The organism is Pantoea sp. sgz302252 (assembly GCF_042610525.1).
Classification (GTDB): domain Bacteria; phylum Pseudomonadota; class Gammaproteobacteria; order Enterobacterales; family Enterobacteriaceae; genus Erwinia.
Genome location: NZ_JBHDVM010000004.1, coordinates 397414 through 416642, shown reverse-complemented (window position 1 = coordinate 416642; position 19229 = coordinate 397414). Strand labels below are relative to the sequence as shown.

Here is a 19229-nt window from a genome sequence, read left to right as displayed (position 1 = left end):
CGGGATTTTACTTTTTATACCAGTCAGTTACCTTCACCGGTACAGATAACCAGCCGGCCCGGTTCCACCGTCACTTTAACCTGCTGGCCGGTTGTAAAACCTGCCTCAGCCAGCCAGTTGCCCTTAAGGCTAATGCAGGGGCAGCGGCTGTAATAGGAGGTCATATCGTTGCGATCGGCATGGCGGATGCTGGTATAGCCCACTTTCAGCAGCCTTAACGCTTTGGAAATACATCCTTCTGGCTTAATATCCTGTTCAGCCATGATTAACAGCTGATAGCGGAAATCGGCAGCCAGGCAGCAGATATTGCGCGGACGGAAGGCGAACTTCAGGGCCTGAAGAAGGCGCGAGAGAAATATCCGTCCCTGAGTGCCGGTGCGCTGCGCGAGACGCCGGAGTACAAAGCTGAAATGGCGAAGTACGGCACAGGGAGCAGTCTGCAACAGGGTATCCAGGCGGCGGGCGGCAATATTGCTCAGGCGGTCAGCGGCGCGGCGGCGCCTTATCTGGCAGAGCAGATTCACATACTGACGGAAGGCAACCCGGAAGCGAAAGCGATGGCCCACGCGGTTGTCGGGGCGGTAGCGTCGTATGCGTCCGGCAACCGCGCGCTGGCGGGCGCGGTCAGCGGTGAGCTGATGGCGCAGCTGGTGATGAAGGCGCTGTATCCGGGCAAAGCGCACGGAAACCGAGAAACAGACCATCAGCGCACTGGGCACGCTGGCGGCGGGTCTGGCGGGCGGCCTGGCAGGAGACAGCGCGGGCAGCGCGGTGACGGGCGCTCAGGCCGGGAAGAATGCTGTTGAGAATAATTGGCTTCACGTCAGTGAAAAGACCGAGCTTGAAATAGCGAAGCAGAAACTCAAGAGCGACGACCCGGCAGAGCAAGAGAAGGCACAGCAGCAGATAAATGAACTGCTGGATAAAAGCATCAGTCGTGACCAAAAAGTTATAGATGCCTGTGGTAACGGAAAAGCTGCAAGTGCGGGATGTGCTTCTGCAAGGCTTGAAGCTTACTCAGCCAGGGGTGAGTATGAAATTGGGCAGTACAATAACAAAGTCAGCGATATATATCCTGACGCTTACGGCCAGATAGTAAGCCTGCTGCATATCACCAGCGTTGACGCATAAAATCACCAGCAGGTGAAGGACGCCACGGTAAACTATGCCATGCGGGCCTGTTTATACAGGAAGGAATAAGTAATGTTGAATGATAAAATTATTTTCTGGTGGAATGAAAATAGTAATCTATTTGTTCCTACAGGTGGAGAAATACGTAACTCTTTTGATGGAGGGGTATTGGGGTATGGAGCTCGTGAGGTTTCAGGATGGTTATCTGATGACATTCAATATGGTATTCATTCTGTTGATATCTGGGTGAAAAACCTCACAGATCTTGCATCAGGAAAAACAACTGAAGGCAACTTCGGCATAGGTAATGCTCATTGGGTGATGGTTACGCATGATAAAGTATTTATTGGGTGTGAGTATGTGGAAGAGCAACAGGTGCTTTTAACCATAGAGCAAACATTATACATACTTGAGCAGTATCGATTATTCCTGGATGGATCTTATACAAAAGACTTCCCGCCAGAACCAATCGATATTGAATATCTGGCAGAAGGTAGAGATGCTATCACACAGTATGAATCTTTAGAGGGGGCATATTGTTTACCTTATTAATAAAAATTCCGCCCTTAGCTGACGTCTTTCTCACGACCAGACACCGAAAACAATAACCTTTTACAGCCGAGGCCAGTAGTGGTGCCTGTTCCGGGGCTGCCGCTGAGTCCGGGCGATAAAGTTGTTCAGAACGCTAACAATAATATTGCGTCGGCGTTTGATAAGGCGCTGAACGGTGCAGGGATTGAGGTAGAAACACCACTTGTCACCGACGGCCTTTCAATTGCTGGAGTGCGTGACAAGGCTGCAAGATCGCGCAATTCGAACATGGTACAGAATCAGCGGCATACGATGAGGCTGTCAGCAAAACAGAAACAGTGCCTGTTAGTGAAGGTCTTACGTGCGGGCAATTGATAAACCCACTTCATAATGATAATAAAGTGATTACGTTGAATTCGCCGGATCAATCTGGCAATCAGGAAACCATTAATACCGGCAATGGTAAGCGCATTGGCACTTACGATAATGCACTGGAAAAAATTAAGGACTAATAAGATGTTTAAAATATTATCTAAAGGTATTCCAGTCAGCATGGAAGGCGAGCTGGTTCAGCCTGCCTCTATCGTTATTAATGATTTTGAAGAATCGTTGTATTTACCTCTATCCTATTGGAATCTAAATGATTACAAGCAGGCATGGTTAAACTCACTTTTAGAAGGGTTATCCAATAAGGATCATGCAGCGTTAGCTGTTTCGATGTATAACCCTACACAAGTCAATTTTATATTTACCTGGGCTTTATATTTTGGAGGTGATAAAGTTTACGTGCAAAACAACGTCTTATTTTTGGAAGGCGATAAAATCTTCATACCTGAAAATATAAATAAATTTATAGAGCCCAGAACTACTCATAACGAAGACGGTATGAAAATATCGGAATGGAATACTGACCTTGAAAGTGTTATAGATTTTTACCATAGCCTTAAATACTAAAATTAGCCTCAATAGCGCAGGGCAGCAGGAGAGTGTGGCATGCATGAGCCAGCTTGTGGCGAACGCGGCGCGGGACCGGAAAAAATCTTCGACAGCGCGCCGGCCACGCTGACGGCGGGGCTATCAATGGTAGGAATTTTGGAAATTAAACAGGTAATAAATCCCAGCCCCGGAAATGGCCGGGATTTTATTTTATAACCAGTTATTTACCTTAACCAGCTCGCCATTCAACCACGCCATCAGGGTTCTTCCGTGGCCGCTTCTGCGGCGTGGCGACCATCTCAATAAAATCGGCGATCTGCTGCTGCTTGCGGGCCGACAGCTTCTTACAGGCTCGCTTCAGCGTAGTCACCACTTCCGGCTCGGCGGAAGGCTCCGGCGTGGGGTCGCGCACGCTCAGCAGTAGATGTCCTGGCATCACCTGGACGTTAACCGGCGTTCCCGTCCCAAATCCTGCCTCTTCAAGCCAGCGGCCCTTAAGATGAATAGACGGCAGCGGCTCATACTTCGCGTCGCTGACATAACCCACGGTATAATAGCGGGTTGTAGATGTGGCGATATCTGGCTTATGATGTGGCTCAGCCATAATCAACTCCTTAGACAGTTGGTTTGTGGTCAGCGGCGATAAAGGGGTGCGACCCAATATCGCCGCGCTAAAATCTTTCATTCTTCTTTTACTTCTTCTTTTACTTCTTCTTTTACTTCTTCTATTCCTTCTCTGCTTTTACCTGTCCAAATATACACCTTACCTTATGCAAACTCATTGAAAATACAATTTAAAAATGCGAGCTTGCTCCAGAGAATTGCACAATTTATTTTTTTCATCCCCCAATATAATGAGCTGCCAGGAAGCTGCCTTAAAAGCGGCAGACATATCAGCGCGGCGGGCTATGTCGGCACATGGTGAACTGGAGAAAATCTTCGATAAAGAGAAAGAGCAGCAGCGGAGAGAGGCGGTACAGCTGATATCGGACATCAGCAACGAGATAAGCGACGTGATGCGCACGCGGAGCAAGCTGATAGCCACGCGTGACGCCACGGATAAAATCAGCAAGGTTTCCGCATAGTCAGAACCAAACAGGAAAAGGCTAACCCGGAGCAACATAGTTAACCAGGCCTAGCTAACTTTTAATAAGGTGCACCTTTGTTTCCGGAATTAGCCGGGTTTCATCAAATATTATTATCGCGTTTGCAACTCATCTAAACGCGGCTGTTCCGTCTGTGCAATATTGTTTTTAATTGCGTTGAGGTTTTCCTTCACTTCTGCAAGCTCGCTCTTTACCTGCGAGTTATGATTTGAGGAGCGAGCCCACATTCCCGAGGCCGTCAGTCCGACTCCGACGGCTGCCAGGGGAACATTCGCTGTTATCCCGGCCAGAACGGTAGTAACCAGGCCCGTGGCAATAACTGCCTTTGGATGCTTTTTCACAAGGTTAACAGGGCTGTTAGCAACTTTTTTTACATAACCAGCAAAAGAGCGAAGTTTTTGCCCGGTTTTGGTTTCACCCAATTTATCCAAACGCGTTTTGACCGCGTTTTTTGCGTCTTCTGCCTTTAAAGATACGCTAATGTAGCCATTTGCAACTTTGCCAATAAAATTCATAATTTCAACCCTTAGTGAAAAGAAGGAGGATTGTAGTGGTTTATTGAATGCGTAACTTGCATATTTCACTCAACTCTGTTTTAGCTGCTACTGTAATTTTTTTCATAAAAAGATTGTTATAATGAGTGCCTTTTTTTATTTATGATATTGGATGTTTTGTTAAGAAGAGTGAACAATTAATGAAATAACTAAGCTTAAAGGTTGGGTATGTTTTAGGTGACTTGATTAATAGTCCAGGTTAAATGGATGAACTCTTTGGGGGCGCTAATAACGGCATGTTTTCAAATTTTTCATAAGGAGGGATGGTGTAAAATAGTATGCTGTTCATTAAATTTTATGCAAAAATATGATTTTTTTAATAAAAATGATTTTATGGTGTAACGCGGATAGTGCTTGCCCTGACGGGCCTCGCTGATTTTACTTTGAGCTGGCGAATAAACAAGCGGTACGCGCTTTAAAATCTCCAGCCATTGCCACGAAGCGAGGAAAAATGCACTACCGGCGATCGTAGTGGCAATGCTCACAATAGCCATAGCCGTCGGAAAATTTTACCAAGCTAAGAAGTAATGATCGCAACCTTCCTGAAAAACTGAACAAATGAGTCTTGCCCGGAATCGGTATTTTTCTGAATCGATGCGGGTGGCTATTGACTTAACCCAAATCATTAGTGTAGCTGTTGCAGGCTGAAGGCTCTGCTTAAATGATACTTCATCACTTTCCGGGTTCTTTGCTGCTTGTACAGAATGAAAAGGGTATCCTGAAAACGATCTCACAAGTTATAATTTTATTTTATTTATTATTAATTGTTTGATTTTAATAAAATTTTCTTACTAATCAGAAAGAGGTGTCGGCAGGTTTTTGCCTGCACGCGATGTTGCTAAGCCTGCGGGGATCTTTTCCATTGGTTAGGTTGGCTACTTTATTAGCGCTGTGCAAAAAATAGCTAACGTAAGTTTTCTGTAAGTTTTTTGGAATTTTTTCTTGAGCTTTTCTGCTCAGGATGCATAATGTGCGCATAAAAACATGGTATACACATTTAGTAACATATTTTGTAGCCAGGATCATAAGCAGGAAAACACCCATAACGCTTTCTGTCGTATTGCCCGAGTCTGCGCTCCCGGGCGCTTTTATCACAGGTCTCAGGCCAATGCGTCAGCAGCAGAAAGGCAGAAAGCTTTTAGTTCGGCAGGGTGCAACAGAAAACTTTTATTGCTGTTAAAAGCATCACAATAAATCTGACAATATAATCCCGCGTCACAGAACAGGGATTTAATTAAAATGGAATCAAGAATGAAATTAAATATCACAGCTATGGCATTACTTTGCAGCGGCCTTTTTGCCAGCACTGGCGTACTGGCCGACAACCATACTGTTTCAGTTGGCTATGCACAGAGCAAGGTCGAAGATTTTAAAAATATTCGTGGTGTCAACGTGCAGTATCGCTATGAGTGGGATTCTCCGGTCAGTGTTATCGGCTCATTCAGCTATATGAAAGGCGACGACAGCTACTCTGAGCAAGTAGAGGCTTTTGACGATGTCATCGGCTATAAAGGCAAGACGGAAGTTAAATATTATTCTCTTATGGCCGGTCCGGCGTACCGTATCAATGATTATTTCAGCCTGTACGCGCTGGCCGGTATGGCGCATACCAAAGTAGAAGACAAGACAACGTATTTGTCCTATTACACGGAAGAATACAGCGCCAGCAAAACCTCATTTGCCTGGGGCGCAGGCATCGCCATTAATCCTACAGATTCTCTTGCCATTAACATTGGGTACGAAGGCACCCGTGTTAGCTTTAATGATGACGTAGCGATCAATGGTTTTAACATCGGCCTTGGCTACCGTTTCTGATTATATGCTGTTAATACCCCGGCTACTCTGCCGGGGTTAATCTCACTATCCTGCCGCTTTCAAGATAATTTTTATCTGAGTCTCTCTTTTACGGTGACAAATTGCCTCTCCAGCCCTGTCCCCAAAATCCTAATGTCTGGACAAGAGGGGATAAGTCGGTCAGAGGTTTGTACCAGAATATTGGTACGCTTTTGCTGGCATAGTGGGTTCGCTAGCGCCCTGACGGCCCGGCGCTGCAAAAGTTCGCCCAACGTAAAAGTCCTGGCGCTAACGTACCCGCCTCAGAGGCGCAAAGCCGCGCTTAAAGAGAATTTAAAAATTCCAGCAGATCGGCACTTAGCTGGTCTGAATGCGTAACGGCAAAGCCGTGCGGCGCGTTGTCATACACCTTCAACTGCGCGCCCTCGATCATCTCCGCAGCCACCTTGCCGGTAGTTTCGAAAGGTACGACCTGATCGTTGCTGCCGTGAATAACCAGCGTCGGCACGTCGACTTTAGCCATATCCGGGCGGAAGTCGGTGGTGGAAAACGCCGTCACGCAGTCAAGCGTGCCTTTAAGCGAGGCAAGCAGCGCGATATTCAGCGTCTGCGTCAGGACGCCTTGCGATACCGTCTGCCCGGCGTTGGTGCCGTAGAACGGCGTGGCGAAATCACTGATAAACTGCGCGCGATCTTTGCGTAACCCAGCCTGAATCCCCGCAAATACCGATGCCTCAACGCCCTGAGGATAATCTTCCTTCTGGCCGAATAGTGGCGTTACCGCGCCCAGCAGCACCAGGCCGTCAACGCGGGAGGTGCCGTAGTTATTGATATAGCGTGTAACGTCGCCGCCGCCCATTGAGAAACCGACCAGGGTAACGTTTTGCAGATCCAGACTGACAATCAGGTCGTTGATATCTGAAGCGAAGGTATCGTAATCATAGCCGGTCCACGGCTGATCCGAACGCCCGAAGCCACGGCGGTCGAAAGCGATAACGCGATAGCCGTTTTCAGCCAGAAAATCTAGCTGGTTGTCCCACATATCCGCATCCAGCGGCCAGCCGTGGCTGAAAAGCACCGGCTTACCCGCGCCCCAGTCTTTGAAATAAATGCTCGTACCCTCTGATGTTTTAAGCGTGCTCATAGCGTTTTCCTTGTAGTGGATTTTCAGCTTTTGTTAACTTCGGTCCTGCCGCTAAGCCGGGGCAACCAGGTATCTCGCCTGCGGCAGGTTTTCACCCTGATGGAACCTGTAGACCCGACTTTGTATTTTCCGATCGTTCATGGTGTAACGTTCAAGCTGGCGCAGATGTTCCATCCATGAACCCACCACGAAGGTCTCCACAAAAATGCCCGGCTGGAGGATGTCCTCATACACCGCCCAGTTGATAGCGCCGCTGCGACGGCGAACGCGCCGCATATCCTGCATACAGACCGTAAAGGCATGGGCATCCTCTTCGGGGATCAGATATTCATAGCTAACCCGCACTGGCCCGCGATCGTGATGAATATCCAGCGCGGGCAGCGGTTCCCGCAGGTCGCTGAGATCCAGATTCAGGTCAGGATCCTTATCCAGCCGCCAGCGCAGTGCGCTAAGGCAGGCAAGCGTGATGCCCAGCGTCGCCACACACAGCGAAAACGGGATACCGTAATGGGAAGCAAGCTGTCCCCAAATGGCGCTGCCCAGGGTCATCGAGCCAAAGAACACGGTGAGATAGACCGCCAGCGCACGCGCTTTTACCCACTTTGCGGCGCTGCGCTGCGCGCCTACGTTGAGCGTGGAAAGCACTGCAATCCAGGCGAAGCCGGTGAAAAACTCAAAAGCGTTAAGCAGCCAGAAATGCCTGATAAACGCGAGCGCCAGCATAGTTACGGCAAACATCAGGGTAGCCAGCACCATCAGCCGATCGGGATTGAAGCTTTTACGCAGCCGCGGCAGCATCACCGCGCCGCAGACGGCACCCACGCCGATAAAAGCCAGCATAATGCCGTAGCCGCCGGGGCCAAGATCCAGTTCGCGGCGGGCGACCAGCGGCAGCAAAGCCCAGCCGGCGCTGGCAAACACAAAGAAGGCCACGGTACGTACCAGAACGTTCCGTAGCACCGGCGCGGCGTGCACATAGCGCAAACCAGCGCGCACCGCAGAGAAGAAATGCTCCGGCGGCAGGCGCTGCACGTTGGGTTCCGCTTTCCAGCGCCAGAGCACCCAGGCGACGCCGAGTACGGACAGGGCGTTAAGCAGAAACACCATCCACGGGCCGGAGAAAGAGAGAATAAGCCCGCCGAGCGCCGGGCCGATGGCGCGGCTGATATTGATGCCCAGCGAGTTAAGCGCTATCGCCGGGCCAAGCTCGTTCTTGCTGACTAAATCCGGCACTATGGCCTGAAAGGGCGGTGAGCTCATTGCCGCGCCTGCGCTCATCAGAAAGGCTGCGCCCAGCAGCACCAGCGGCGTAACGTGCCCGGTAAAAGAAAGCACGGTCAGGCCGGTAGCGGCGATAAATACCCACAGCTGGGAGAACAGCAGATATTTGCGCCGATCGATGATATCCGCCAGTACGCCGGAGGGCAGGGCGAACAGAAACATCGGCAGGCTGCTCGCCGCCTGCACCAGCGCAACGTTCAGCGGATCAGCGCTAAGCGTCAGCATCGTCCAGTTTATGCCCACGTCGTTCATCCATGAGCCAATATTCGATACCACCGTAGCTATCCACAGCATACGAAACACGGGCTGGCGCAGCGGCTGCCACGGCGAAGCCGCCGCAGGGCCAGCCGCTGGCGCGTTATCGAAAGCTTCTTCCTGCGCGACATCGTGGATATCGTTAACCTGCGCCATAGCGTACCTCTTTGCGCGTGTCTGAGCCTGGCAAGAACAGCCCCGCATTAACGCGGAGCGGCTGAGAGAAAAGTGTTTTCATCAGGATCAGAACGCGAAGCAGCTACAGCCGAGCGCGCCCCAGAAGGCGTTCTCCTGGGATACCGGCAGGTTGGCACCGCGCGCGACGTCATGCGAGTGGCTGTGAACGCCGCACGGGCCGCTGCACTGGTGAGGCATTTGCTGCATTCCTACGCGGGTTGCAGTCGGCGGCGCGCTGCGATAGTGGCCCGGCACTTTCACCACCGGCGACCATTCGGGCAGCACGGGGATAGAAGGCGGCGCCTCGCTGCTGAAAGCACCGGCGGCGTAAACGATATTGCCATCCACTAAGGTCAGGACAGATTCAATGCCTTTGATCTCTTCTTCCGGCACGCTGAAGTAATCTTTGCTCAGCACCACCAGATCGGCCAGCTGCCCGGCTTTAATCTGGCCTTTTTTCCCCTGTTCGCTGGAGAACCAGGCGCTGCCCTGCGTCCACAGCATCAGCGCCGTATCGCGATCCAGTCGCGCGTTGACGTCATACATCTGCATACCGCCTACGGTTCGGCCGGAGACCAGCCAGTAAAGCGCCGTCCACGGGTTGTAACTTGCCACGCGCGTGGCGTCGGTGCCGAGGCCTACGGGTACGCCGGTTTCCAGCATTCGCGTTACTGGCGGAGTATGGCGAGTCGCTTCAATACCGTAACGCTCGGCGAAATATTCGCCCTGAAACGCCATGCGGTGCTGCACGGCAATGCCACCGCCCAGCGCCTTGATACGGTCAATATTGCGCTGCGTAACGGTTTCGGCATGGTCAAAGAACCAGTGCAGGCCGTTAAATGGAATGTCGCGGTCAACCTTTTCGAACACGTCCAGCATGCGGCTAATCGATTCGTCATAGGTAGCATGCAGGCGGAAGGGCCAGCGGTGCTCAACCAGATGACGCACGACGCGCTCCAGCTCTTCCTCCATGCCCGGTGCCAGATCCGGACGCGGTTCCAGAAAATCTTCGAAATCAGCCGCCGAAAACACCAGCATTTCGCCCGCGCCGTTGTGGCGGAAGTAATCGCTGCCCTGGCCCGGCGTCAGCATATCGGTCCATTTTTCAAAATCTTCCAGCTCGTGGCCGGGCCGCTGGGTGAACAGGTTGTAGGCGATGCGGAGGGTCAGTTGCTTCTTCTCGTGCAGCTCGGCGATAACCTCGTAATCTTCCGGATAGTTCTGGAAACCGCCGCCCGCATCGATGGCGCTGGTCAGGCCAAGTCGGTTTAACTCGCGCATAAACTGACGAGTGGAGTTTACCTGCTGCTCCAGCGGCAGCTTCGGGCCTTTCGCCAGCGTGGCGTAGAGGATCATGGCGTTCGGGCGGGCAATCAGCATCCCTGTCGGGTTACCGTTGCTGTCGCGCTGGATCTCGCCGCCCGGCGGGTTTGGCGTCTCTTTGGTGTAGCCGACCACTTTCAGCGCGGCGCGGTTGAGCAGGGCGCGATCGTAAAGGTGAAGCACAAATACCGGCGTGTCCGGCGCGGCCTCGTTGATCTCGTCCAGCGTCGGCATACGGCGTTCGGCAAACTGGAACTCGGTCCAGCCGCCGACCACGCGCACCCACTGAGGCGAAGGCGTCCGCAGCGCCTGCTCTCTCAGCATCCGCAGCGCATCGGCCACGGAAGGCACGCCTTCCCAGCGCAGCTCGAGGTTGTAGTTCAGCCCGCCGCGAATTAAGTGCAGGTGCGAATCGTTCAGGCCCGGAATGGCCGTGTGTCCTTTCAAATCGATAACTTTGGTGCCTTCGCAGTGATACTGCATGGCCTCCGCCTGGCTGCCTGCTACTAAAAATTTGCCGTCGCGGATGGCTACGGCGTCCGCCACCGGATTTTCGCGGTCGACAGTATGGAAGCTGCCATTGATAAGAATGACGTCGGCTTTGCCAAGGGTAACCATAGGAACTCCTGAATTGAATTGTCGCGACGGTAAAGAGGGCGCGAACAGAGAATTACCCTGCCGCAAGCGCGGGCAGAATAAAGGGATGGCGGGATTATTATCGGGCGGGCTGGAAAGCGTCCAGTTATACAAAAGGATACTTATACCTTGGTATATCTATACCTAAAGATAATAGTTTGTGAAAAAAAAGGTTCCTACACTGCGCTCAGACAGTGACCCAACGGGAAAGCAGCAAAGGCCGCTATCCGGGATGCTGTAAAAGCCGTGCACAAAATTTAGCCACAATAACCTCAATGGGCAAAAACATGACCAATCGCAAACTTGAAGTACTGACGCCGCAGAACTGCCAGATCATCTTTATCGACCAGCAGCCGCAGATGGCTTTCGGCGTGCAGTCGATTGACCGCCAGGTACTGAAAAACAACGTGGTGGCGCTGGCCAAAGCAGCCAAAGTCTTCAATATTCCAACCGTCCTGACCACGGTTGAAACAGAAAGCTTCTCTGGCCATACCTTTCCGGAGCTGCTGGATGCGCTGCCGGGCCAGGATATTCTTGAGCGTACGTCAATGAACTCATGGGACGACCAGAAAGTCCGTGACGCGCTGGCGGCGAACGGCAGGCAAAAAGTGGTGGTGTCTGGTCTTTGGACTGAAGTTTGCAACAACACTTTCGCCCTGTGCGCCATGCTGGAAGGCGACTATGAAATTTATATGGTTGCCGACGCGTCAGGCGGCACCACCAAAGAAGCGCACGACTTCGCTATGCAGCGCATGATCCAGGCTGGCGTGATCCCGGTAACCTGGCAGCAGGTGATGCTGGAGTGGCAGCGCGACTGGGCGCACAAAGAAACCTATAACGCCGTGATGGATATCGCCAAAGAGCATTCAGGCGCTTACGGCATTGGCGTCGACTACGCCTATACCATGGTGCACAAAGCGCCTTCACGCCAGAAGAGCGAGCACCGCACCCTGGCTCCGGTAGCCGCGCCGATCCGTTAATAGCTTTAGCCAGCTGGCTCAGAATGAGTCAGCTGGCCTGAGGAGAGTCCGTGAATCCTTTATTGCTCTCTCTGGGCGCCGGGGCCTTTGTCGGTCTGATTTACGCGCTGCTTAAGGTTCGATCACCGGCTCCGCCAGCCGTAGCGCTGGTCGGACTGCTTGGCATGGTTATTGGCAGCAGCCTTGGCGGCAAGCTGCTGCACAGCGGCTCTTTGGCCTGGGCTGCGGCTGGTGGACAAACGCAGATCGTAGCCGCTAAACATCCGGTTCCTCTTTTATTACTGGCGAAACAGGCGGGCTGAAGATGCTGAAAACCTATGCTGTTTCGCTGGCGGCAGGCGTTGTGGCCGGGCTTATCTATGCCGTGCTTGATGTAACTTCTCCGGCGCCCCCGATTATCGCGCTGCTGGGCCTGTTGGGGATGCAGATCGGTGAACACCTCATTCCGCTGTTTAAACGACTGATCAAGCGACAGCCGGTTAACCTTCACTGGTTTCGCCACGAATATAGCCATAAAATCGGCGACACGCCTCCGTCCTCAGGCGACAAAACTTCTTAAGGGAAGCGCCTTCCGCAGGCCTGAGTTTTATGTAAGGAAAACAGCATGCAGCTGTCGCAGCTCATTGTCGTCGTCGATGATGAACGTTCTGTCCGCCGTGGGCTGACCAATTTGCTCCAGTCCGAAGGCTACCAGACCCGGGCCTTTGAGTCGGCAGAATCCCTGCTGGTTGATGAAGCGGCGCTGGCGGATGCCGCGCTTTTTATCATTGATGTGCAACTAAAAGGCATGGATGGTTTCGAGCTGTTCATTAGCCTTACCCGGCGGCTGAAAAATCCGCCGGGTATTATTATTTCCGGCAACGGCGATGAAAATATGCTGCGGCAGGCGATCGGGCTGGGCGCGATCGCTTTTTTGCTAAAGCCGATCGAAATTGATACGTTATTCGAACATATCCGTCAGGCATTTTCCTCACAGGCAGCCCGCCAATGAGTACTATTCCGCAGGCGTTGAATGCAGCAGAACAAGATGAGAGCGTGCTGTCAGAAGAGATAACCTTCAGCCCGCTGGCGCAGGAAGGCCATATTGACTGGCTGCTCGGTCGGCACGCTATCTCTGGTGAAACCTTTGTGCTTGCCACGGCGGGCACTGAAGAAGCTGTTTTTCAGGCCACGCAGCGCCTGAAAAATGAATATGCTCTGCGCGCCAAATTATCGGAAAGCTGGGCGCTACTCCCCCAGCGGCATACGCTCTATCAGGGGCGTTACGCCCTGATTTACAAAACCTTTCGCCATCGTACGCTGGCCGATGTTCTGTGTCTGCCGCCGGGCAGCATCGCTGAATTTCTCAGCGGCGCGGGGATGCTTTGCGCCACGCTGGGCAGGCTGCATCAGCAAGGGCTGGTGCACGGCGATATCAAACCAGCGAACTTTTTTTATACGGATGACGGCGCCGTTCGGCTTGGGGGGTTTGGGCTGGCCTCGATAGACAGGGATTTATCGGCCCAGGCCCATATGGCGGTAGCCGGAGGCACGCTGGCCTATATGTCGCCGGAACATACCGCGCGGGCCGCGCATCCGGTGAGCCGCGTCAGCGATTTGTACAGTCTGGGCATAGTTCTGTATGAGTTCCTGACCGGCAGATTGCCCTATGGCAACGCCGAAGGCGGGCAGGCCGAGTGGGTACACCATCACATCGCCTCGGAAGCGCTGCCGCCGCACAAGCTGCGTGAGGACGTGCCGATCGTGCTCTCCGCTATTATTTTACGGCTGCTGGCCAAGTCGCCGGAGCACCGTTACCAGACGGCGGAAGGGCTGATGGCCGATCTTCGCCGCTGCGAGTCGAACCTGTTGCCGGACGGGAACGTCGAGTCCTTTACGCTGGGATTACAGGATCTCCAACTCTCGACTTTATCCTCAGAGGCGCTCTATACGGATCATCCTCAGGCAACCGATATTCTTGCGGCTTTCGACGAGGTCAGCAGCAGCGGCAAACACTGCCTGGCGGCGATCAGCGGAGTCGCCGGATCGGGGAAATCCTCCCTGATGGCCTCGTCGTTAAAACTGCTGCGTAATAAAAACGCTTTACTAACGGTGGTGAAGGCGAGCGAATATTCGCCCGTTCTGCCTTACGCTGTTTTTAGCGCAGCCTTCAGAACGCTGACTCTGCATCTGCTCGGATTGCCTGCGGAAGAGATGGCGCGCTGGAAAGCGCATATCATGCGCCTGCTGGGGGAATATGCCGGGCTGGCGGTCAATCTGGTGCCGGAACTGGGCATATTGCTTAATCAGAAAGCCGCCGTTCAGGTCAATGCCCACGTCGGCGAGGCAAAAAACCGCTTTGATCTGATGGCCTGTAGCCTGGTAAAAGCCTTTACGGCACCTGGCCGACCGCTGGTGATGCTGATTGACGATGCCCACTGGGCCGATCGGGCGACGCTATTGCTGCTGCAGAACCTGCTCAGCCAGAGCGAAGATATTCCTTTGCTGTTGGCAATCTCGCACCGGGAGAGCGTTTCCCTGCCTTGTCCTGCGATTGCCGCCAATTTGCAGCGCATTCGGGCTGGCGCGAATCGTGTCCTCGATATCTCTCCTGAGCCGCTGACGGAAAAAAATATCGCGCGCTGGCTTGGCAGACTGTTTCATACCCGGAGCGCGGCAACGGCGGAACTGGCGCAAATTATTTATGAAAAAACGGCGGGCAATCCGCTCGCCACGCATGAATTTTACCGGCAGGCGGTGCGGGACGGCCTGATCACACATACCGCGCCCTCCAGATGGAGCTGCAATCCACGGGCTCTTAAAGAGCGTCCTTTTACGGCCAACGTAGCGGCAAGCGTGCTGCTGCATCTGGAAACTCTGCCGCTGCCGACACGACATCTTCTGGGAAAATTAGCCGGTCTGGGCAGCACGGGCGACCTGCAAACCCTGGGCAAAATCCTTGCGCTTCCCGTGCCGGAAATCGCGCTGGCTCTTCTTCCGGCGGCGACGTCCAGACTGATATCGCTGAACGAGACAAATTACGCTTTTATGCACGACAGCATGCATAAGGCGGCGCTCAATCTGGCCGATCCCGCAGAGAAAGATGCGTTCCACTACGCAGCGGCCCGCTATTACATGCACGAGTCCAGCCTTGATATTACGAATGCGCTGCTCTTCCGGGCGGCGCATCACCTGCTGACTATCAGGAACAGGACGCGGTTAACGGCAGAGGCGGAGACGTTCTGCCAGCTAATGCTGAAAGCGAGCAGGCGTGCCAGGTTGATCGGCGATTATGTTTCCGCGCTGCGTTATCTGCAGGCCGCCCACCAGCTCCACGACGCAGGCAAAGAAGAGAGCCAGGAGTTTCTGCTCGAAGAGGCGGAATGTGAATTCCTTAATGGCAATCTGCCTGTGGCGCTGGCGCTGAGCCTACAGATCCAGGCTTCGCCCGGCGAGGTAACGGAGAAAGCCGGGGCGGCCTGTCTGATTGCCGAAATCCATATGCGCCAGTCGGACAGCAAGCTCGCCCTGGAGACGGCGCTTGCGTGGCTCGCGGTATTTGGGATTCAGCTAAACCGCCATCCCGACAAAAAAGAGTGCGACGAGGCAAGGCTTCTGCTCAAAGAAGACGTGGGTAAAAACCCCTATGCCCGATTCCGTTCTCTGCCGCTTGTTGACTGCAAAAAAACCGAGGCCGTGATGAACCTGATGGCCAGTGCCAGCACCTTCGCCGCCTTTATCGATCCGCGATTGCACTTTATGATCCTGTGCAAACTTCTTCATCTGACCCTGGCCCGTGGCCTGAGCGGCGCTTCCACTCTGGCGCTTTCCTGGTACGGCGTGGCGTGCGGCGATCAATATGATGAATACAGCCGGGGTTTTGCCAGCTCGCTGCTTGCCCGTGAGCTAATGCACAAGCACGATTTTATCAGTTATAAAGCGCGTACGCTGCTGCCGCTCGATCAGGTCAGCGTCTGGACTATGCCGCTGACCTATGCCATCGAGCGGGCCAGGGAAACCTTTGACATCGCGGTTGAAATCGGTGACCGGACATCCGCCTGCCTGGCGCTACGCCACATGGTGATGAACTGCCTGGCCCGAGGCGATCATCTGGACGGCGTGCATACCTCCATCACGCGCGGAATACTGTTTGTGCGCAAGGCGCAATACCGGGATGTGGAAGTCATTCTGGGTATGCAGCTGGACTACGTTCTCTTCCTGCGCAAACCGCGTAATTTATTCTCAGGCAACGACTTTCAACTGCCCGTGCTGGACATGGTTAAGCCGGAAAACGCTGTTGAACCTATGTACCTTATGCAGTTCTGGACGCAGCTTTATAAAGGCATGGCGCATTTTTTTGCAATGGAATATGGCTGTGCGGAACAGTGTTTTACCGAAGCGTCCTCTTTTACCCGGCTGATTCCCGGTCATGTGCATATGCTGGATTTTCATCTCTACAGCGCGCTGGCTGTGACTATACCGCTGGCGTCAGGAACAATGGACGAGCCGTTGCGTGCGCGGTTGCAGCCGCATCTTGACAAAATCAGGATCTGGGCGAATGAAAACGGCAAAACCTTTGCCGATAAAGAAGCGCTGCTGCACGCCGAGCTGCTTCGGCTGGAAGGCGAGACGGCGCTGGCCTGCGAGCAGTATGAAAAAGCCATTATGCTGTCGCGCGAGGAGCAGTTTCATCCGATCAACGGGCTGGCCTGCGAGCTGGCGGCCCGCATGGCCTATGCCAGAAATATGGCGTTCGCCGGAGATGCGTACATCAGGGGCGCCATGGCAGCCTGGGAGCGCTGGGGCGCAGAGGCCAAAGTTCACCAATTAGAGATGCAGTATCCTGCGTTAGCCAGCCATCAGGCCCACACGGCTTTAAGTACCGTTTCCTTTGAGCAAAACGCGGTCATCAGCGATCTACAGAGCATGGTGACGGCAATGCGTGCGCTGACGGAAGAGATCGACCTGGAACGCCTTATTCATATTCTGATGCTGATGCTGGTTGAGCGAGCCGGGGCGCAGCACTGTATGCTGATTCGGCTTACCGACGGCAATATCCCGGAAATACAGGCGAGAGCCACCACGACCGCCGAGGGCGTGCAGGTTAAAATCGTCAGCGAGCTGCCGGTCGCCACCGATCTTCCGCTGTCGGTTTTGTCTGCGGTGATCCGTACCGGCCAGGAGATCCGCACCGGCAAGCCGGAGGTGTTTAGCCCGTTTAGCCAGGATAATTATCTGGTGGCGTCCGGCGCCGCCGTGATGTGCGTGCCGATGTTCAGGCAGGCGCAAATGGTCGGCGTGCTCTATCTGGAAAACCGACTGATGCCCGATGTGTTTACCGCCGATCATTCGAGGATAGTGTCAATGCTGGGGGCGCAGGCTGCGGTTTCGCTTGAGACGGCCCGGCTGTATGCCGAGCTGCTGGATGAAAACATCCAGCGACGCAACATTGAAAAGCAGCTGCGGGCAAGCCAGACCTCGCTGATGCTCGGAGAGAGAATAAGCCATACCGGTACCTGGCACTGGCATCTTGAACCCGATATTCAGTACATCTCGGATGAATATAAACGCATTATGGGGCTGCCGGAAACGCAGACCACCACCTCAATGGCGGAATTCCAGAGCCGGGTGCACCCGGATGATATTCTCTGCCTCAGAGAGCTGATTGAAACCAGCGTCCGGGACGGCGTGGTCATGCAGGCGGAGTTCCGCATTATTCGGGATGATGGCGAATGCCGCTATATTAAAGGCATTGGCGAACCGAACGATAACTGGCCGGAAGTTGCCGAATATTTTGGCACCCTCACGGATGTTACCGCGCAGCGTCATTCCGAAAACGCGGTCAGGATAGCGCAGGCGGAGCTCGCCCGCGTCGCGCGCGCCACCACCGTTGGTCAACTGACCTCCTCCATCGCCCATGAGATAAACCAGCCGTTGATGTCCATCGTAGCCAATGCGGGCGCGAGCCTGCGCTGGCTGAAGCGCGAGCCTGCGCTGCTGGATAACGCCAGGCAAAGCATTGAGGAGATCATTCGTGAAGGCCGCCGGGCTGGCGATATTATCCGCGGCCTGCAGGCGCTCACGCGTAACCAGGTGGCCGAGTTCGCGCCAGCAAGATTGCACCTTATCGCGCGGGATATCCTGGTTCTATCCCGACTTGAAATGGAGCGCCGGTATATTTCGCTTGAGCTGGATTTCCGGGCGAAAAACGATGGGGTAGTTTGCGAAAGCGTACAGATCCAGCAGGTGTTGCTTAACCTGGTAATCAATGCGATCGAAGCCATGGAGGACAACCCTGGCGCGCGTATTCTGCGGATCTCCTCTTTCCATCCCGCCAGCGATATTATTCGTATAGAAGTTGCCGATAACGGTACGGGGCTTTCCGATGAGGTCATCGGGAAAATCTTCGATTCGTTTTACACCACCAAAGCGGCAGGAATGGGGATGGGGTTGACCATCAGCAACGAAATAATTAAACGCCACGGCGGCGTATTAAATGTGGAAATCCCTCAGGGCGGCGGAAGCCGATTCTGGTTTACGCTGCCGGTGAGCGGTGCTGACAATTGAGGATACTCCCGCACGGATTGCGGGAGTATCTGGCAGAGTGGCCGTAGCGATAAGGTAAAATGCCGGGCGGGGTTTAATGATGAAGAAGCCCCAGCTTCTCTGCGGTTATAACCAGTTCGGGCACCGAGCGGACCAGCATTTTATCCAGCACCCGGCGCTTATGCACCTTCGCGGTAATTTCGCTGATGCCCATTTCCGCCGCAATCTGCTTGTTTAATAAGCCACGGATAATCAACTGCATCAGCTCTGTCTCGCGCGGGGTAAGCGAATTATAGCGTTCGGTCAGCGTTAATTTTTCCTGGAAAAGGTCGGCGTTTTTTTCTGACAGCGCCAGCGCCTCTGAGACCACGCGTAGCAGGTCGTCCGGCATAACCGGTTTGGTCAGAAACTCAAAGGCACCGGCTTTCATCGCCCTGACCGTTATGGGAATAGTGCCAAAGCCGGTAAGGAAAATAGTGGGAATAGAGTAGCCGCGCCCGGTAAGATGAAGTGAAACATCAAAACCGTCAAAGCCGGGCATATTCAGATCCACAATCAGGCAGCTGGGCATGCTGTAATGGGTCTGAGCCAGAAAGTCAGAAGGAGAGAGAAAAGTGGAAACCAGATAGCCTTCTGAGCTGAGCAGGTTTTGCAGCGAGGCGATAACAGATTCATCGTCATCAACAATATAAATTTTTTTATCCATAATGACTCGTTCTGGCTCTTACCAGGTCTGATTTTATAAAATTTAATATAACCCGAAATTTTGACAGGTAAAATCCGAAACGCTGATGGTTCTGGTGCGTTATTACTTTTCAGGACCACAGTGCCAAAACCTTAAGTCCGGCAAAAGGTG

At 53.4% G+C, this 19229-nt stretch carries 19 protein-coding genes and 1 pseudogene; 12 read left to right on the top strand and 8 right to left on the bottom strand.

Translation table 11 applies throughout. The annotated features are described in order from the left end of the window. Window positions 1-23 precede the first annotated feature (23 nt). On the bottom strand, window positions 24-704 hold the full coding sequence (locus tag ACETPC_RS10310) for a SymE family type I addiction module toxin (RefSeq protein WP_380181021.1): 681 nt from the start codon (window positions 702-704) through the stop codon (window positions 24-26). Between ACETPC_RS10310 and ACETPC_RS10305 the strand changes: the two are divergent. From ACETPC_RS10305 to ACETPC_RS10285, 5 genes and pseudogenes are all read left to right on the top strand, one after another. Then, window positions 667-759, top strand: a pseudogene (locus ACETPC_RS10305) (VENN motif pre-toxin domain-containing protein); the annotation flags it as partial. The gene ACETPC_RS10310 and the pseudogene ACETPC_RS10305 sit on opposite strands and share 38 nt — an antisense overlap. Window positions 760-771: 12 nt before the next feature. Beyond that, window positions 772-1131: a DUF6862 domain-containing protein gene (locus ACETPC_RS10300; protein WP_380181019.1), complete on the top strand. Its 360-nt coding sequence runs from the start codon at window positions 772-774 to the stop codon at window positions 1129-1131. A gap of 72 nt (window positions 1132-1203) precedes the next feature. Beyond that, window positions 1204-1683, top strand: a complete 480-nt coding sequence (locus tag ACETPC_RS10295) for a hypothetical protein (protein WP_380181017.1) — start codon at window positions 1204-1206, stop codon at window positions 1681-1683. 78 nt (window positions 1684-1761) lie between these two features. Beyond that, window positions 1762-2037 (top strand): hypothetical protein, encoded by a 276-nt coding sequence (locus ACETPC_RS10290; RefSeq protein ID WP_380181015.1) that lies wholly within the window; start codon window positions 1762-1764, stop codon window positions 2035-2037. Window positions 2038-2178: 141 nt separating this feature from the next. After that, a complete protein-coding gene (locus ACETPC_RS10285) occupies window positions 2179-2616 on the top strand; it encodes a hypothetical protein (protein ID WP_380181013.1) in 438 nt (145 codons plus the stop codon). Between the two features lie 211 nt (window positions 2617-2827). On the opposite strand, the gene ACETPC_RS10280 is transcribed toward ACETPC_RS10285, so the two are convergent. Continuing rightward, window positions 2828-3202, bottom strand: coding sequence for a SymE family type I addiction module toxin (locus ACETPC_RS10280; RefSeq protein ID WP_380181012.1), 375 nt, complete (start codon window positions 3200-3202; stop codon window positions 2828-2830). Between the two features lie 304 nt (window positions 3203-3506). Here ACETPC_RS10280 and ACETPC_RS10275 point away from each other — a divergent pair, with 304 nt between their 5' ends. Then, on the top strand, window positions 3507-3683 hold the full coding sequence (locus tag ACETPC_RS10275; protein WP_380181010.1) for a hypothetical protein: 177 nt from the start codon (window positions 3507-3509) through the stop codon (window positions 3681-3683). A gap of 113 nt (window positions 3684-3796) precedes the next feature. Here the strand turns inward: ACETPC_RS10275 and ACETPC_RS10270 are convergent, their stop codons facing one another. After that, window positions 3797-4219, bottom strand: coding sequence for a hypothetical protein (locus ACETPC_RS10270; protein WP_380181008.1), 423 nt, complete (start codon window positions 4217-4219; stop codon window positions 3797-3799). Between the two features lie 290 nt (window positions 4220-4509). After that, window positions 4510-4752 (bottom strand): hypothetical protein, encoded by a 243-nt coding sequence (locus ACETPC_RS10265; protein WP_380181006.1) that lies wholly within the window; start codon window positions 4750-4752, stop codon window positions 4510-4512. A 757-nt stretch (window positions 4753-5509) separates the two neighbouring features. On the opposite strand from ACETPC_RS10265, the gene ACETPC_RS10260 reads away from it, so the two are divergent. Further along, complete coding sequence (locus ACETPC_RS10260) at window positions 5510-6073, top strand: Ail/Lom family outer membrane beta-barrel protein (RefSeq protein WP_380181004.1); 564 nt, start codon at window positions 5510-5512, stop codon at window positions 6071-6073. Window positions 6074-6374: 301 nt separating this feature from the next. On the opposite strand, the gene ACETPC_RS10255 is transcribed toward ACETPC_RS10260, so the two are convergent. From ACETPC_RS10255 to ACETPC_RS10245, 3 genes are all read right to left on the bottom strand, one after another. Then, complete coding sequence (locus ACETPC_RS10255) at window positions 6375-7196, bottom strand: alpha/beta fold hydrolase (RefSeq protein ID WP_380181002.1); 822 nt, start codon at window positions 7194-7196, stop codon at window positions 6375-6377. Between the two features lie 51 nt (window positions 7197-7247). Further along, complete coding sequence (locus ACETPC_RS10250; RefSeq protein WP_380181000.1) at window positions 7248-8888, bottom strand: MFS transporter; 1641 nt, start codon at window positions 8886-8888, stop codon at window positions 7248-7250. Window positions 8889-8975: 87 nt separating this feature from the next. Next, the gene (locus ACETPC_RS10245; protein WP_380180998.1) at window positions 8976-10850 is read right to left on the bottom strand and encodes an amidohydrolase; all 1875 of its coding nucleotides are present in this window, start codon (window positions 10848-10850) and stop codon (window positions 8976-8978) included. A gap of 305 nt (window positions 10851-11155) precedes the next feature. Between ACETPC_RS10245 and ACETPC_RS10240 the strand changes: the two genes are divergently transcribed. From ACETPC_RS10240 to ACETPC_RS10220, 5 genes are read left to right on the top strand one after another with little or no spacing between them, the layout of a single operon-like run. Next, on the top strand, window positions 11156-11848 hold the full coding sequence (locus ACETPC_RS10240; protein ID WP_380180996.1) for a hydrolase: 693 nt from the start codon (window positions 11156-11158) through the stop codon (window positions 11846-11848). A 50-nt stretch (window positions 11849-11898) separates the two neighbouring features. Next, window positions 11899-12150 carry a DUF1427 family protein gene (locus ACETPC_RS10235; protein WP_380180994.1) on the top strand — a complete coding sequence of 84 codons (252 nt, stop codon included), beginning with the start codon at window positions 11899-11901 and terminating at the stop codon, window positions 12148-12150. A 2-nt stretch (window positions 12151-12152) separates the two neighbouring features. Beyond that, a complete protein-coding gene (locus ACETPC_RS10230; RefSeq protein ID WP_380180992.1) occupies window positions 12153-12407 on the top strand; it encodes a DUF1427 family protein in 255 nt (84 codons plus the stop codon). 45 nt (window positions 12408-12452) lie between these two features. Beyond that, window positions 12453-12839, top strand: coding sequence for a response regulator transcription factor (locus tag ACETPC_RS10225; RefSeq protein WP_380180991.1), 387 nt, complete (start codon window positions 12453-12455; stop codon window positions 12837-12839). Continuing rightward, window positions 12836-18394 (top strand): ATP-binding protein, encoded by a 5559-nt coding sequence (locus ACETPC_RS10220; protein WP_380180989.1) that lies wholly within the window; start codon window positions 12836-12838, stop codon window positions 18392-18394. Before ACETPC_RS10225 ends, ACETPC_RS10220 begins: the two co-directional genes overlap by 4 nt. A gap of 73 nt (window positions 18395-18467) precedes the next feature. Here the strand turns inward: ACETPC_RS10220 and ACETPC_RS10215 are convergent, their stop codons facing one another. Beyond that, complete coding sequence (locus ACETPC_RS10215; RefSeq protein ID WP_380180988.1) at window positions 18468-19079, bottom strand: response regulator transcription factor; 612 nt, start codon at window positions 19077-19079, stop codon at window positions 18468-18470. Window positions 19080-19229: the final 150 nt, after the last annotated feature.